General features: G+C 57.0%; 13 protein-coding genes. 10 read left to right on the forward strand and 3 right to left on the reverse strand.

The features are described 5' to 3' along the window. The first annotated feature begins 22 nt into the window (after positions 1–22). The 3 genes from proC to AC2FLE_RS00305 are packed head-to-tail and all read left to right on the forward strand — an operon-like array spanning position 23 to position 2,119. Entirely contained in the window at positions 23–838 is an 816-nt protein-coding gene (gene proC / locus AC2FLE_RS00295) for a pyrroline-5-carboxylate reductase (RefSeq protein ID WP_142636570.1), read from the forward strand. After that, positions 831–1,169 carry a tRNA-binding protein gene (locus AC2FLE_RS00300; RefSeq protein WP_496694714.1) on the forward strand — a complete coding sequence of 113 codons (339 nt, stop codon included), beginning with the start codon at positions 831–833 and terminating at the stop codon, positions 1,167–1,169. Before proC ends, AC2FLE_RS00300 begins: the two co-directional genes overlap by 8 nt. Continuing rightward, positions 1,169–2,119 carry a 2-hydroxyacid dehydrogenase gene (locus AC2FLE_RS00305; RefSeq protein ID WP_496694715.1) on the forward strand — a complete coding sequence of 317 codons (951 nt, stop codon included), beginning with the start codon at positions 1,169–1,171 and terminating at the stop codon, positions 2,117–2,119. The genes AC2FLE_RS00300 and AC2FLE_RS00305 overlap by 1 nt, the downstream gene beginning before the upstream one ends. Here the strand turns inward: AC2FLE_RS00305 and AC2FLE_RS00310 are convergent. Next, complete coding sequence (locus AC2FLE_RS00310) at positions 2,116–2,694, reverse strand: thymidine kinase (protein ID WP_496694716.1); 579 nt, start codon at positions 2,692–2,694, stop codon at positions 2,116–2,118. The genes AC2FLE_RS00305 and AC2FLE_RS00310 overlap by 4 nt on opposite strands. 353 nt (positions 2,695–3,047) lie before the next feature. On the opposite strand from AC2FLE_RS00310, the gene AC2FLE_RS00315 reads away from it, so the two are divergent. After that, positions 3,048–3,509: a hypothetical protein gene (locus AC2FLE_RS00315; RefSeq protein ID WP_142636888.1), complete on the forward strand. Its 462-nt coding sequence runs from the start codon at positions 3,048–3,050 to the stop codon at positions 3,507–3,509. Between the two features lie 220 nt (positions 3,510–3,729). Here the strand turns inward: AC2FLE_RS00315 and AC2FLE_RS00320 are convergent, their stop codons facing one another. Then, a complete protein-coding gene (locus AC2FLE_RS00320; protein ID WP_496694717.1) occupies positions 3,730–4,854 on the reverse strand; it encodes a beta-ketoacyl-ACP synthase III in 1,125 nt (374 codons plus the stop codon). A gap of 166 nt (positions 4,855–5,020) precedes the next feature. Here AC2FLE_RS00320 and AC2FLE_RS00325 point away from each other — a divergent pair, with 166 nt between their 5' ends. From AC2FLE_RS00325 to AC2FLE_RS00335, 3 genes are read left to right on the forward strand one after another with little or no spacing between them, the layout of a single operon-like run. Continuing rightward, positions 5,021–5,488 carry a MarR family winged helix-turn-helix transcriptional regulator gene (locus AC2FLE_RS00325; RefSeq protein ID WP_185956678.1) on the forward strand — a complete coding sequence of 156 codons (468 nt, stop codon included), beginning with the start codon at positions 5,021–5,023 and terminating at the stop codon, positions 5,486–5,488. Further along, positions 5,485–6,522, forward strand: a complete 1,038-nt coding sequence (locus tag AC2FLE_RS00330) for an efflux RND transporter periplasmic adaptor subunit (RefSeq protein ID WP_496694718.1) — start codon at positions 5,485–5,487, stop codon at positions 6,520–6,522. Before AC2FLE_RS00325 ends, AC2FLE_RS00330 begins: the two co-directional genes overlap by 4 nt. 11 nt (positions 6,523–6,533) lie before the next feature. Beyond that, entirely contained in the window at positions 6,534–9,584 is a 3,051-nt protein-coding gene (locus AC2FLE_RS00335; RefSeq protein ID WP_496694719.1) for an efflux RND transporter permease subunit, read from the forward strand. 60 nt (positions 9,585–9,644) lie between these two features. Here the strand turns inward: AC2FLE_RS00335 and carB are convergent, their stop codons facing one another. Then, complete coding sequence (gene carB, locus AC2FLE_RS00340; RefSeq protein WP_496694720.1) at positions 9,645–12,989, reverse strand: carbamoyl-phosphate synthase large subunit; 3,345 nt, start codon at positions 12,987–12,989, stop codon at positions 9,645–9,647. A 177-nt stretch (positions 12,990–13,166) separates the two neighbouring features. Between carB and AC2FLE_RS00345 the strand changes: the two genes are divergently transcribed. Genes AC2FLE_RS00345 through AC2FLE_RS00355 form a run of 3 tightly spaced genes read left to right on the forward strand, consistent with a single transcriptional unit; the run spans position 13,167 to position 15,564 of the window. Further along, complete coding sequence (locus AC2FLE_RS00345) at positions 13,167–14,294, forward strand: aminodeoxychorismate synthase component I (RefSeq protein ID WP_496694721.1); 1,128 nt, start codon at positions 13,167–13,169, stop codon at positions 14,292–14,294. After that, entirely contained in the window at positions 14,249–14,896 is a 648-nt protein-coding gene (locus AC2FLE_RS00350) for an aminotransferase class IV family protein (RefSeq protein ID WP_496694722.1), read from the forward strand. The genes AC2FLE_RS00345 and AC2FLE_RS00350 overlap by 46 nt, the downstream gene beginning before the upstream one ends. Next, positions 14,893–15,564 carry a CPBP family intramembrane glutamic endopeptidase gene (locus tag AC2FLE_RS00355; protein WP_496694723.1) on the forward strand — a complete coding sequence of 224 codons (672 nt, stop codon included), beginning with the start codon at positions 14,893–14,895 and terminating at the stop codon, positions 15,562–15,564. The genes AC2FLE_RS00350 and AC2FLE_RS00355 overlap by 4 nt, the downstream gene beginning before the upstream one ends. The last annotated feature ends 52 nt before the right edge of the window (positions 15,565–15,616 follow it).

Genomic DNA, 15,616 nt, shown 5'->3' on the forward strand with positions numbered 1-15,616 from the left:
CCAAATAAGCGGAGGGGCAATCATGGACATGTCACGCGTCGCCGAACAGGGGCTGGTGCTTTTGGGATGCGGCAAGATGGGATCGGCCATGCTTGCCGGGTGGTTAGAGCATGGCCTTCCTGCCTCGTCAGTCTGGGTGATTGACCCTTTCCCGTCGGATTGGCTGAAATCGTCGGGCGTCAACATCAATACCCCGCTACCCGAGGCGCCTGCAGTTGTGCTGGTCGCGGTAAAGCCGCAGATGATGGGCGATGCGCTGCCCGCAATTACAGCCTTGGGCGGCGGGCGCAGCCTGTTCGTGTCGGTCGCGGCGGGCACCTCAATCTCCACATTCGAAGAAGTGTTGGGCCAGAAAACACCAATCGTGCGTGCCATGCCGAACACCCCGGCGGCGATCCGACAGGGAATCACGGCGTTGATTGGAAATTCTGCTGTTTCGGATGCGGATCTGGCCCTAGCCGAAAACCTGCTATCTGCGGTCGGTGAGACGGTTAGATTGCAGGATGAGGCGCAGATTGATGCCGTTACCGGGCTGAGCGGGTCCGGCCCTGCCTATGTATTCCACCTTATAGAAACGCTCGCTGCCGCGGGTCAGGCTCAAGGCCTGCCACATGATTTGGCGATGAGGCTGGCCAAGTCCACGGTCGCCGGGGCAGGGGCCTTGGCCATGGCGTCTGACGAGGACCCTTCGCAACTGCGCGTCAATGTCACTTCGCCTAATGGAACCACGCAGGCCGCGCTTGAGGTCCTGATGCACGACGAATTCGGTTTTCCCGACCTGCTGCACCGCGCTGTTAAAGCCGCAACCGATCGGTCCAAGGAGCTGTCTCGTGAGTGAAATTACATTCGACGATTTTCTCAAGGTCGACATTCGCGTCGGCGAGGTTATCCGCGCCGAGCCCTTCCCCGAAGCGCGCAAGCCAGCGATCAAGATGTGGATCGATTTTGGACGAGACATCGGCGAGCGGAAAACCTCGGCCCAGATCACTGCGCATTATGATCCCGCCTCATTGGTGGGCAAGCAGGTGATGGCGGTGGTAAATTTCCCTCCGCGCCAGATCGGCAAGTTCATGTCCGAAGTGCTTGTTTTGGGATTGCCCGATGAGACTGGTGAGATCGTCCTGATCGGGCCGGATGGCAAGGTTCCAACCGGTGGGCGGATGCACTGATGCGTGTGTTCATTGCCCGACCGATGACCGCCTCCGTCGCAGCACGTGCACGCGCAGAGTTTGACGCAGAGATGCGCAGTGAAACCTTGCCGATGTCACCCGAGGAAATGGGGCATGCGCTGTCCGAATTCGATGTCGTGGTGCCGACCTTGGGCGACCTGTTTTCTGCCCAGATCTTTGCTGAGGTGCCGAAACCGCGATGCAAGCTGCTGGCAAACTTTGGGGTTGGGTACAATCACATTGATGTGGACGCGGCCCGTAACGCCGGAATTGCCGTGACCAACACGCCGGGCGCTGTCACAGATGCGACTGCCGATATCGCCATGACATTGCTGCTGTCCACGGCCCGCCGCGCCGGAGAAGGCGAACGGCTGGTACGTTCAAACCTTTGGCAGGGCTGGCACCCGACACAGATGTTGGGCCATCACGTGACCGGCAAACGGGTCGGCATTGTGGGCATGGGGCGCATTGGGCAAGCCATCGCGCGACGTTGCCACTATGGGTTTGGTATGCACGTCGCCTATCAATCGCGCAGTCCAAAGGAGTTAGAGTTTCCGGCGGATTATGTCCCAGGCCTCAAAGCTTTGGCTGCCGGTGTCGATTTCCTGATCCTGGCTGTGCCGGGCGGTGCCGAAACCCGGCATCTGATCAATGCGCAGGTGCTGCAGGCGATGAACGCTGCTGCCATCCTGATCAATATTTCTCGGGGAGAGGTAGTGGATGAATCGGCCCTGATTTCGGCGTTGCAAGAAAAGCAATTCGCGGGTGCGGGTCTGGATGTCTACGAATTCGAACCTGCAGTGCCGCAAGCTCTGATAGATTTGCAGAACGTGACCCTGCTGCCCCACCTGGGTACCGCGACTGAGGAGGTCCGCAGCGATATGGGGCACATGGCGCTAGATAATGTTGCGGCCTTTGTTCAGGGGCGTCCGCTGCCAAATCCGGTTTAGGTGCCCACGGCCTCGCGCCAATGCCTGCGGCACAGCGAGACATAAGTTTCGTTGCCACCAATTTGAACCTGAGCACCCTGGGTGATGGGATTTCCATTCTCGTCCTGACGAATCACCATTGTTGCCTTGCGGCCGCATTCGCAGATCGTGCGAACCTCACGCATCTCATCCGCCAGCGCCAGCAAGGCGGCCGATCCGGGAAACAGCCGACCCTGAAAATCGACCCGCAACCCATAAGCCAGCACCGGCACGTTCTGGTCATCTACGGCGCGGGCCAGTTGCCAGACCTGATCTTCGGTCAGGAACTGGGCTTCGTCGATAAAGACACATGCAATTTTGCCTTGCGCCAGACGGGCTTCGATCATGGCGAAAACATCATCATCGGTGTCAAAAGTATCAGCCTCGGATGATATCCCAATCCGCGAGGCAATTTTCCCAGCACCGGCGCGCCCATCCAATGCGGCCGTCATCAGGTAAGTATCCATGCCGCGCTCGCGATAGTTATGCGAGGCTTGCAGCAACACGGTCGATTTGCCCGCGTTCATAGTCGAATAGTTGAAGTAAAGTTTTGCCATGGCTCGGGTCTAATTCGCCAGCCCCGCCTGGGCAAGCCATCTCATGTGGCAAAATGAGCGACGCCGCCGTTGTCCAGTTAGGGGATGAGCTCACGCTCTTTGGGGATGGAGCCCCTGCACTCACAACAGCGACGCCTTCGGCCTATAAGCGGCCTAAACGAAGCGGGGCTAATATGTGCCCCGCTATCACTCGCTACCGGCATTATTGCCGCCACTCACTCACAAAACCCTCGCATATCTGAGGGATAGCCAACATATCGCATTTCAATTATGACTCAGGTATGGGAAATTTCATTTCCCTTTCCCCCGCAATGGCAGATGTAGTGGGGAAGGCAGGTAGCAAAGGTAAAAACATGGCAGATATCGGGGCCTATCTCAAAAAGCACACCGAAGCGTTGGTCAAGGACGTTGGAATTGAGTCCGCGTGCGAGATCACGGGTAAATCCAAAGCCACGCTTGGCCGATATTATTCAGATAATGCAGAGCATGCTGATCGGTTCATGCCGGTTGATGCAGTTGCACGCCTTGAAGCGGTGGCCAACTTTCCGCATGTGACGTCGGCTTTGGCCGACCTCAAGAACATTACGCTGTCATATGATGGCCGCAACACGGACGCTCCTCGCACCGGAGGTGTTAATTCGGATGTCATCGCGTTGAGCCAACGCTTTGCCATGCTTATGACCGAATACCAGTCTGCTATCGAAGACGGTATCATCACGGTGAACGAGGCCAAACGCCTGTTGAAGGAAACCAGCCTGCTGCAGCATGTTCTGATCGAGATGAAGCTGCACCTGGAAGAAGAAAGCGTGAGCTGAGGCAAGGGAAGCTGCGTGTCTTGATCCAGTTTGGTGTGCGTACCGATACTCATGACATGCTAGGTCAAACTTGACCCGATCTGAACGCTCGCATGCTGGGGCTTTTGCCGCTTGCCGCCGGACGGGGTGATGCCAGTGCTGAAACAAGGATCAAACAACCAAGCCGGGTCGAATGAGCCCGGTTTTCTTGTACGAATTTGTAGTTGCGCGGAGTGTTGTCTTAACCGTGCCGTTTCACGATTACCGAACCCACGGAATACCCCGCTCCGAAGGAACAGATAAGGCCGATCTCGCCATCGGTGAAATCGTCCGAGTATTTCGAAAATGCGATGATCGACCCTGCCGAGGACGTGTTCGCATAGTCTTGCAGGATGTTTGGCTGCTCTCCGGGGGCGGGCTCGCGGCCCATGACTTTTTTACCGATGAAATCATTCATCGTTTTGTTCGCCTGATGCAGCCAAAGACGTTTGAGATCGGCGTTGCTGATACCTTCGGCGTCCATATGGTCGGCAATGTGCTTGCTGACCATTGGAAGAACCTCTTTGAACACTTTACGGCCGTTTTGCATGAACTGCATATCGCGGCGGTCGGTCAATCCCTCTGGCCGAGTGCGACGCAGGAAGCCATTATTGTTTCGGATGTTGTTAGAAAAATCCGTGGCGCAGCTGGTCGACAAAATCTCGAAATGCGGTCCGGTCGCATCCTCGATCCGTTCAATCAAGGTGGCCGTTGCCACGTCACCAAAAATAAAGTGGCAATCACGGTCGCGCCATTCCAGGTGGCCCGTGCAAATCTCGGGGTTTACCACAAGCGCACATTTGACCGAACCGGACCTGACCATATCCGCCGCCGCCTGAATGCCGAACGTGGCCGAAGAACAGGCAACGTTCATATCGAACCCGAACCCTTTGCATCCCAGCGCCTGCTGGATCTCGATCGCGATTGCAGGATAAGCCCGTTCATGGTTCGAAGCCGCGCAGATTACCAGATCAACATCGTCCCCGTTGCGCCCGGCCTGTGCCAGCGCTTTCTTGCAGGCGTCAACGGCCATTTCGGTCATGATGCTAGGTTCATCGTCAGAGCGCTGACGAAACAGCGGGTGCATCACGTCGGGATCCAGAACGCCCGCTTTGTCCATCACATAGCGGTTCTCGATTCCGGAGGCCTTCAGAATGAACTCTTCAGACGAATGCTGCATCGGCTCAACGTCACCAGCGGCAATCGCCTCTGCGTTCTGGGTGTTCATCTTGTCGGCATATGCATTGAAGGCCGAAACGAGCTCGGCATTCGTAATGACATTATCTGGCGTGAAAACACCCGAGCCGGTGATTGCTGGCGTATACATGTTGGGTCCTGGATTTCTGGATTCACCCAAAATGCCGTTATGATTGGTATTGTTCAAGAGAGATTGACCCGAGGGAATGTTAAGCTTGGTTGGAAATTGAGCTTCAGTTCTTGAATAGTTCGTTTTTCGAAGTATATACGCGTCAAATTCTGCAAGGAATCATCCCATGGCCCATGATCATAACACTCTGTTGCATCGCTTAAGCCCCGAGATGCAGGCGATGATGGGTGTGTATGCGCTCTATTGGAAGCTCGAGGAGAGCTTTGATGCCATCGAAATAGAGCTGAGCCATCAGGAATGCCATATGGTGATCAAATTGGATCAGCCCAGGCGCATGGGCGTTTTAGCGGCTGACATGCTGTCAGTTCCTTCGACAATCACGTCGACCGCCGATGCCTTGGAAAAAGCGGGCTATCTGAGACGCGAACGCGATCCAGAGGATCGCCGTGCATGGCTTTTGGTTTTGACCGAAAAAGGCACAGAAACACGCCAGATGCTTGTAGCCCAAGCGGGCGCCCTGTTTCAGCGCGCGTCCGGACTGAACAAAGATGAAACCGCAGAATTCGCAAGACTGGCCCGGAAGATCCGGGAAAACATACTGAAAACTGGAATTCCCGAGGGACTGAAGAAATGAAACTGATCTCTGCTTTGGGCGTGGCCCTGATCTTCCTCTCCAGCTCAATCATGGCTGAAGAAGCTGCCAAGCCGGTAAAGCTGATGGTGGTAAAGGAAACCACACCTGGGTTCACACGTCAGTTCTTTGGTCGCGTCGCTGCGCGGCAAACGGTTGATCTGGCCTTTCAGGTGGCTGGACAGATTGTTGAAATGCCAGTGGCTGAAGGATTTGTCATCCCCAAGGGTGAGCTGATCGCCGAGCTGGATCGTGAGCCGTTCCAGCGCCGCTATGATCGTGCCGTTCTGCAGAAAGATCAGGCGGATCGGACCCTGGCCCGCCTGTCTCGGCTGCGGGGAACTGCGGCCAGCCAAGTGGCTGTGGACGACTCTGAGACTGCGGCGCAACTGGCTGATATCGCTGTGCGTGACGCGCTTTACGACCTGGAACAGGCGACATTGACGGCACCATTTAACGCGCTGGTGTCCAGCCGGGCGGTCGAGGCCTTTACCACTGTTTCCGCAGGTACCCCGATCGTGCGCATCCATGATATGTCCGAACTTCGGATTGAGGTCGACGTACCCGAAATTTTGTTTCAACGGTCGGGCCAGCAGGATGACATCACCATCACCGCGAAATTTCCGGTGAGCGACGAAGTCTTCCCGCTTCAGATCCGCGAATTCGATGCTGAATCTTCAAGCGTCGGTCAAACCTTCCGCATCCAATTTGGCCTGACACCGCCTGAAGGGCTGCAAATTCTGCCTGGTTCGTCGGCTACTGTGACCGTTCGGGTCAAGGACCAGAAACGGGGAATCTTTGTTCCGCCTACAGCCATTGTGGCCGATGTCGAAGGGGCGCTTGGCGTAATGGTGTTTTCTCCGACTGGGGCTGACCAAGGGACACTGCGCCGCGTCTCCGTTACCATCGAGCCCACGGAAACCGGTGATGTCAACGTACTGGACGGCCTAAGTGACGGGGAAGAAATCGTTGTCGCCGGCGGCGACGTTTTGATTGACGGTCAGGTGGTGCGCCGCTTTACCGGTCTTGCCAACTAAGGGGCGGATTGATGAACATCGCACGCGCATCCATTGATCGCCCTATCTATACATGGCTGGTCATCCTGATCGCCTTGTTCGGCGGCATCTGGGGATTTCTGTCGCTTGGCCGTCTGGAAGATCCAGCCTTCACAATCAAAAACGCCGTCATCGCTACCCAGTATCCGGGGGCAACGGCTGAACAAGTGGCGCTGGAGGTTTCAGAGCCACTGGAATCCGCCATCCAGCAGATGGGCGAGGTCAAGACAATCACATCAATGAACCAGCCCGGTTTTTCGCTGATCGAGGTCGAGATTAACTCAGCCTATGATGGGACCGAGCTGCCGGAGATCTGGACCAAATTGCGCGCCAAGGTCGGTGACGCCTCACGGGAGCTGCCATCGGGGGTGGGTGAACCGCTGGTCAATGACGGGTTTGGCGATGTGTTTGGCTTGTTTTATGCGGTCACGGCCGAGGGCTTCTCGGACGCTGAAAAACATGAGCTTTCCACATTTCTTCGGCGCGAACTACTGACGGTTGACGGTGTCGCGGATGTCGAGGTGATGGGCCTGCCGCAAGAGGCGATCTTTATCGAACCCGACCTGTCTATTTCGGTGAACCAGAACGTGCCTCTGCAGGCGCTTACCGACGCGATTACAAATGCGGACTCGGTAAACTCGTCGGGGTCATTGCGATCAGAAGATGGCCGGACCGCGATATTAACCGCCGAAGGATCCGATACGGTTTCCGCCATTGCTGGCCTTTCTGTTGGATCGCAGGGCCAGGTTATCAACCTGTTCGATATGTCGAATGTACATCGTGGTCGCCTAACCGATCCTAATGTCATCATCCGGTTCAACGGGACCGAAGCTTTCACTCTGGGTATCGCTGGGCTTTCGACTGATAATATCGTTGAGGTTGGCAAGCGTGCTGACGCAAAATTTGCCGAGTTGGATCCTCAGATCCCCTATGGTGTCGAAATCCTGCCGATTTACCAGCAGCACGTCGTTGTTGAGCAGGCATCGAACGATTTTCTGGTGAACCTCGCGCTGTCGGTCTCTATTGTTGTTGCGGTTTTGGCCCTGTTCATGGGTTGGCGCGCGGCTGTGGTAGTGGGAACAACTCTGTTGCTGACCGTGGTTGGCACGTTGTTGTTCATGGCATTGTTCTCGATCGAGATGGAACGAATTTCGTTGGGCGCTTTGATCATCGCGATGGGTATGTTGGTGGACAACGCCATTGTGGTGGCCGAAGGAATGCAGATTGCAATGCTGCGCGGCAAGAATTCGCGCGATGCGGCGGATGAGGCTGCGGCCAAAACGCAAATCCCGCTGTTGGGAGCAACGGTGATTGGCATCATGGCTTTTGCCGGGATTGGTCTTAGCCCTGATGCGACGGGCGAGTTCTTGTTTTCGCTATTTGCTGTAATCGGGATATCGCTGCTGCTGAGCTGGACCCTGGCGCTGACGGTGACTCCGATGCTTGGGCACTATTTCTTCAAGCAGGGCAAAGAAGGTGAAATTGATGCCTATGGCGGGATCATGTTCCGTGTTTATGGCGCGATCCTAAACTGGGCGCTGCGGTTCCGTTGGATGGTGATTGCAATGCTGGTGGGCATTACCGTGGTCTGTTTCGCAGGATTTGGTTTGGTCAAACAACAGTTCTTTCCAGACTCGAATACACCGCTGTTTTTCGTGCATTACAACCTGCCGCAGGGCACACCCATTGCGCGCACCGCCGAGGATATGGCTGTTTTCGAAAACTGGCTGGCGGATCGGGACGATGTGGTATCTGTCACGACATTTGTTGGGCAAGGAGCAACTCGTTTTTTGTTGACCTACTCTTCGGAAAAGCCGAACCCCAGCTACGGTCACATGATCATCCGGACGGAAACATTGGATGACATTCCGGCTTTGCGGGCGGATCTCGAGGCGTTTGGCTCGGCGCAGTTCCCCGAAGGCAAGTTCCGCACCAAGCGGCTGGTCTTTGGTCCTGGGGGCGGTGATCCAATTCAGGCCCGTTTCTCGGGAAGCGATCCGGCGGTGCTTCGGCAACTTGCGAATGAGGCTGTGCAGACGATGCGCGCGGCCTCGCCCAATGCGCTGAACGTCTATCACGACTGGCGCGAACAAGGGCTGGCTGTCCAGCCAATTTATGCGACCGAACGGGCGCAGACCGCAGGGGTGTCGCGCGAAGATATCGCGGCGACTCTGCAATTCTCGACCGATGGGATCACCGGTGGTGTGTTCCGCGAGCGCGACCGTCTGATTCCGATCATCTTGCGCCGCCCAGTGGACGGGGATTATTCGATCGTGGATCAGGTTGTATTCTCGGACCAGTCGCAGAAATTCGTGCCGATCGAGCAAATGGTCGACAGGTTCGAATATAAGGCACTCAATACGCTGGTTCACCGCCGGGATCGTGTGCTGACCATTACGGTAGGGGCCGACATCCCGCCGGATTTGACAGCTGCGCAGGTTCATTCCGAAGTCCGCACAGCTATCGAAAGCATGGAGCTGCCAGCGGGCTATCGACTGGAATGGGGTGGAGAGTTCGAGAATGCTGGCGATGCAAATAAAAGCCTGGGTCGTCAGTTGCCGTTGAGCCTGTTGATCATGGTTCTGATTTCGGTGCTGATATTCAACGCCATTCGTCAGCCGATCATTATCTGGCTGTTGGTACCGATGTCGGTAAACGGAGTGGTGATCGGTCTGCTGGGAACGGGTCTGCCGTTCACATTTACGGCGCTACTGGGACTGCTTAGCCTATCGGGGATGCTGATCAAGAATGGTATCGTTTTGGTCGAAGAGATCGACTTGGTACGTGCAACCGGGCAGGGGCTGCGTGAATCGATCATCGAGGCTTCGGTCTCGCGTTTGCGCCCCGTGATGCTGGCCGCAATCACGACGATTTTGGGTATGGCTCCGTTGTTGACGGATGCGTTCTTCAGGTCGATGGCGGTGACCATCATGGGAGGTCTGGCCTTTGCCACGGTCCTTACCATGGTGGCGGCCCCCGTGTTCTACATGGTGTTCTTCCTGCCGGAGGAACGGCGCAAGAAACCACCGCAGCCGGTTGTCTAAATGAAAAACCCCCGGTCATGGACCGGGGGTTTTGCTTTATTCTGGTGTAGTGGGAGAAGGTCAGCCTTGCAGGGACCTGACCTCGACATCCCCTTCGGCCTGCGCCTTTATCGCCAACGCGGCAGCGTGGCTGGCGGCGGCGGTGGTGAAATATGGGATCTTGTCATAGAGCGCGATGGACCGGATGGCCTTGCTGTCCTCGACCGCCTGTGCACCTTCGGTGGTATTCATCACCAACTGTACCTGACCATCTTTAAGCATGTCAGCCACGTCAGGACGGCCCTCATAGACCTTGTTGACCAGATCACAGGCAATACCGTGCTCGGCCAGCCAGCTTTGCGTTCCGCGGGTGGCGACAAGGGCAAAGCCCTGCGCGGCCAGAACCTGTGCGGCCTCAAGCATGGCAGGCGTCTTGTCGGCATCCTTGATCGAAATAAACGCACGTCCCGAGGATGGCAGCACCATTCCCGCACCCATCTGTGCTTTGAGGAAGGCGCGGGGGAAGTCGCGGTCCCAGCCCATGACTTCTCCGGTCGAGCGCATCTCAGGCCCCAGAATAGTGTCGACGCCGGGGAACCGGGCGAAGGGCAGCACCGCCTCTTTCACCGAGAACCACGGCATATCCGGGTCTGCCAGTGTCATCTGGTCGGCGATCTTGGTGTCGTCCACGGTCTTGTAAGCCGGGCGCAACGGGAAATCCGCCAGCTTCTCGCCGGCCATCACACGCGCGGCGATGGAGGCAATGGCGCTGTCCGTGGCTTTGGCCACAAATGGCACGGTGCGTGAGGCGCGCGGGTTGACTTCGATCAGGTAGATATCATCATCCTTGATCGCGAACTGAATGTTCATCAGGCCGACAACGTTCAACGCCTTGGCCAGCTTGAAGGTCTGTTCCTTGATCCGGCCAATCACCTCTTTCGACAGCGAGTAGGGCGGCAGCGAACAGGCGCTATCGCCCGAATGCACGCCAGCCTCTTCGATATGCTGCATGATGCCTGCGACATGTACGTCCGTGCCGTCGCACAGGGCGTCGACATCCAGTTCAACCGCGCCCGCCAAATAGCTGTCCAGCAGCACGGGGCTGTCGCCCGAGACCACCACGGCCTCGTTGATATAGCGCCGCAGCTGGTCCATATCGCGCACGATTTCCATCGCGCGGCCACCCAGAACATAGGACGGGCGGATCACCAGCGGAAAGCCGATATCCTCGGCGATTTTCAGCGCCTGCTCGTCGGTCGATGCGATGCCGTTATTGGGCTGTTTCAGGTCCAGTTCATTGACCAGCGCCTGAAACCTTTCGCGGTCTTCGGCGAGGTCGATGGCGTCGGGTGTAGTGCCGAGGATCGGAATGCCTTCTTCTTCCAGCGCGTTGGCCAGTTTTAGCGGGGTCTGACCACCGAACTGAACGATAACACCGTGCAGCGTGCCGTTTTCCTGTTCTTTCGTCAGGATTTCCATCACGTGTTCAAAAGTTAGCGGTTCGAAATACAACCGGTCTGAAGTGTCATAGTCGGTCGAAACCGTTTCGGGGTTACAGTTGATCATGATGGTCTCATAGCCCGCATCGGTCAGTGCGAAGCAGGCGTGACAACAGCAATAGTCGAATTCGATCCCCTGACCGATCCGGTTGGGTCCGCCGCCCAGGATAACAACCTTCTTGCGGTCACTCGGGCGCGCCTCGCACTCAACATCACCCATCATAGGGGCTTCGTAGGTCGAGTACATATAGGGCGTCTGCGCCTCAAACTCGGCAGCGCAAGTGTCGATGCGCTTGAATACTGCGTTAACACCCAGATTGCGGCGGGCGCGGCGTACATTGCCTTCGTCACGGCCTGTCAGGTTGCCCAAGCGCGCATCGGTAAAGCCAAGCATTTTCAGCCTGCGGATGCCTTCTTCGGTCACCGGCAGGCCGTCTTTGCGCAACTGACGCTCGGCCTCGATGATCTCGCGGATGCGGGCCAGGAACCAAGGGTCAAATTTGGTGACCCCAAAAATCTCATCATCGGTCAAACCATGACGCATGGCCTGCGCGATGGTGCGCAGACGGTCGGGGGTTTGCTTGCTGATCGCTTTGATCACCGCGACTTTGTCACTGACCTCGTCCCAGACACCAACGTTCAGGCCGGGGATTTCCACTTCATCAAAGCCAGTCAGGCCGGATTCCATCGAGGCCAGCGCCTTTTGCATCGATTCGTGGATCGTGCGGCCAATGGACATGGCCTCACCCACCGATTTCATCGCCGTGGTCAGGTAAGGTTCAGAGCCGGGGAACTTTTCGAACGCAAATTTCGGAATTTTTGTCACGACATAGTCGATGGTTGGCTCGAAGGAGGCGGGCGTGACCTTGGTGATGTCATTGTCCAGTTCGTCCAGCGTATAGCCAACAGCCAGTTTGGCCGCGATCTTCGCAATCGGGAACCCGGTCGCTTTGGACGCCAGCGCGGAAGAACGCGACACGCGGGGGTTCATCTCGATCACGACCATTCGGCCGTCTTCGGGGTTGATCGCCCATTGTACGTTCGAACCGCCAGTCTCGACCCCAATCTCGCGCAGAACGGCGATGGAGCCGTTGCGCATGATCTGGTATTCTTTGTCGGTCAGTGTCAGGGCAGGGGCCACGGTGATAGAGTCGCCGGTATGCACACCCATCGGATCGATATTCTCAATGGAACAGACGATGATGGCGTTGTCGGCCGTGTCGCGTACCACCTCCATCTCATACTCTTTCCAACCCAGCAGGCTCTCATCGACGAGGATTTGGTTTACCGGCGAGGCATCCATGCCCGAGCGGCAGAAGTGAATATAATCCTCGCGGTTATAAGCCACACCGCCGCCGGTGCCGCCCATGGTATAGGCGGGGCGAATGATGGCAGGCAGGCCGATGTCTTCCAGATCGCCCAAGGCAATCTGGACGCCAGCATCAAGATCGGTGGAGCCGTCGTCGCGCTTGGGGGCGGTAACGATGGTGGCCTTGGGGTTTTCGATGCCCAGCCGATCCATCGCTTCGCGGAATAGTTTGCGGTCTTCGGCCATTTCGATGGCGTCGCGGGTCGCACCGATCATCTCGACACCGAACTCGTCCAGTACGCCCATCTCTTCCAGTGCAAGTGAGGTGTTCAGTCCGGTCTGCCCACCCATTGTGGGCAACAAGGCGTCGGGGCGTTCTTTCTCGATGATCTTGGCGACAACTTCGGGCGTGATCGGCTCGATATAAGTGGCATCGGCCAGACCGGGATCGGTCATGATTGTAGCCGGGTTTGAGTTTACCAGAATGACCCGGTATCCTTCTTCGCGCAGGGCTTTACAGGCCTGTGCGCCTGAATAGTCGAATTCGCAGGCCTGACCGATGACAATGGGGCCCGCCCCGATGATCATGATCGACTGGATGTCGGTTCTTCTCGGCATAGCCTGTTTCCTTCGGTTAACTGCGAGTCAGGGCACCGCCCGCGTGCCCAAATTGTTCTGCGTTATAGGGACCGCGCCAAAAGGTTCAAGAGGTATCGGAAACAGGGGCGAAATTGCCGCTTTCCCCTCTTTCCCTTACCGCCGTATTGTCTATACCGCGCAGCACGACAAATGAGGATGCACGTGCGTATTCGTTTTGATCAGGGGCCGGCCGGATCGGGAACTTATTTCGAACGGCCAGACCGGGTGATCCGCGCAGACAAAGCGGAAGACGTGCCACAGGCTTTGGCGGCGCTGGATGAGGCACGCGCGGATGGGGCCTGGCTGGCCGGTTATGCAAGCTATGAGCTTGGATATGCGTTGGAACCCCGCCTGTTGGACCGGATGCCTGTTGACCGCCGCCTGCCACTGCTGTGTTTCGGCGCCTATGATGCGCCAGGCCAGTGCGATCTGCCCGCACCCCTGGGTGGTGTTGTCGAATTCACACCGCGCTGGGACGAGGCAAGATATGCACGCGCCTTTCAGCAGGTCCATGATGCGATCGGGGCCGGGGATATCTATCAGGCCAACCTGACGTTCCCCATTGACCTGACATTGCAAGGGGATAGCGCCTCGCTTTATGCAGCGTTGGCTGTGGGCCAGCCGGTCGGTCACGGAGTGCTGGTTCAGCAGGATGGTTTGCCCGATTTGCTCAGCCGCTCGCCAGAGTTGTTCTTTCGCACCGGTGCAGACCGGACGATCGAAACCCGCCCGATGAAGGGCACACAACCCCGCAGCGAAGACATGGCCGAGGACGCGCGCCGCCGCGATTTCTTGTCGAGAGACGAGAAGAATCGCGCTGAAAACCTAATGATCGTTGACCTTCTGCGCAATGACATCAGCCGGGTTGCGCTGCCGGGGTCCGTAAAGGTACCCGAGCTTTTCAAGGTCGAAACATATGCAACCGTGCATCAGATGATCTCGCTGGTGCAGGCGCAGCTACATCTGGGGGCAGAACTTTCCGATATCCTAAACGCGTTGTTTCCCTGCGGCTCGATCACCGGCGCGCCCAAAATTCGCGCGATGGAGATTTTGACCGATCTCGAACCCTGGCCACGCGATATCTATTGTGGTGCTATCGGCTGGGCCGCGCCAGACGGGCGATCCGAGTTCAACGTGGCTATTCGTACGCTGATGGTCGAGGGCAACAAGGCCACGCTGAATGTGGGTGGGGGTGTTGTCTGGGACAGCACAGCCCCATCCGAATATGAGGAAGCGCTATGGAAGGCACGTTTCGCCCACCAGCTGACCCTGACTTCCGTCTGATCGAAACACTGGCATTCCGGCCAGAGAGCGGGTTTGTGCGTGTTGGAAAACACTTGGCCCGGATGGAGCGTTCGGCACGGGCATTGGGGCTTCCTTTCGATGCAGGGCGCGCGATTGCAACGCTCGACCAAGTTGCGGGTTCAACCTCGTTGCGCTGTCGATTGACGATGGACATCAGTGGCGGGTTTGGTGTGACAACTGGTGCACTGGCGGATAACCCGTCCGTCTGGCGGGTCGCAGTTTCCAATACGAAGCTTGCCGCCTCTGATATCTGGTTGCAGCACAAGACGACGCAGCGCGATGTTTATGACCGGGCCCGGGCGGAACTGCCCAAGGGCGTAGATGAGTGGCTGTTTCTGAATGAGCGTGACGAAGTGTGCGAGGGCACCATCACTAACATCTTTCTGGACATGCCCGATGGTCGTTGCCTGACGCCGCCCTTGTCCTCCGGCTTGCTTCCCGGGATCTTGCGCGAAGACTTGCTGGAAAATAATAAAGTCAGCGAGGCGGTGCTGACCATGACCGACCTGCAAAGCGCGGAAAGGTTCTGGATGGGCAATTCCTTGCGAGGCCTGATCTGGGCAGAATTGGCGGTACTGTGAACAGGCAAACCGATTGGGCTGAAGCCGCAGCACCTTCCCGTTGGTTGCGACTGGAATTCGGTTTGTTCTTCATCGCCGTACCTGTGCTGATTGCCGTACTTTTCCCGCCCAACTGGATGTTTCCATCGCTGTTTACCTTTACGGCCATCGGGATCGTGTTGTTGCATTTCACGCACGGATTTGCCTGGGCGGAATTGCGATATAACTGGCGCAACTGGTCCTGGCCCGAAGTCGCCGGCTTTGCTGTGGGAATGACCCTGTTTTGTGTTGCGCTAGTACGACTGACCCGTCCCGAAGCTGCCTTTTTCCTGTTGCACAACCAACCCGAGCTGCTGGCGATGATTTGGGTGTTTTACCCATTCGTTTCCGCCCTGCCGCAAGAGCTGCTGTTCCGGTCGCTGTTCTTTCGTCGTTACCACGCGATCCTGCCCAATGGACGCACAGCTTATCTGCTGAATGCATCGCTCTTCTCGCTTGCGCATTTGATGTATTGGAGCTGGATCGTAGCTCTGATGACATTTGCCGGAGGGTTGCTGTTCACCTGGGCCTATCGCAAACGCGGATCGTTTTTCTATGCGGTTCTGCTGCATGCCATCGCGGGGAACATCATCTTTGCAGTGGGTCTGGGCATCTATTTCTACTCAGGCAACGTGCAAAGGCCGTTTTGACGGTGCGACTTGCCTTGACTTTCCCAGTCTGACGCGGTGTATCGGCCCGACC

It is taken from the genome of Ruegeria sp. CDSA077 (assembly GCF_059612265.1).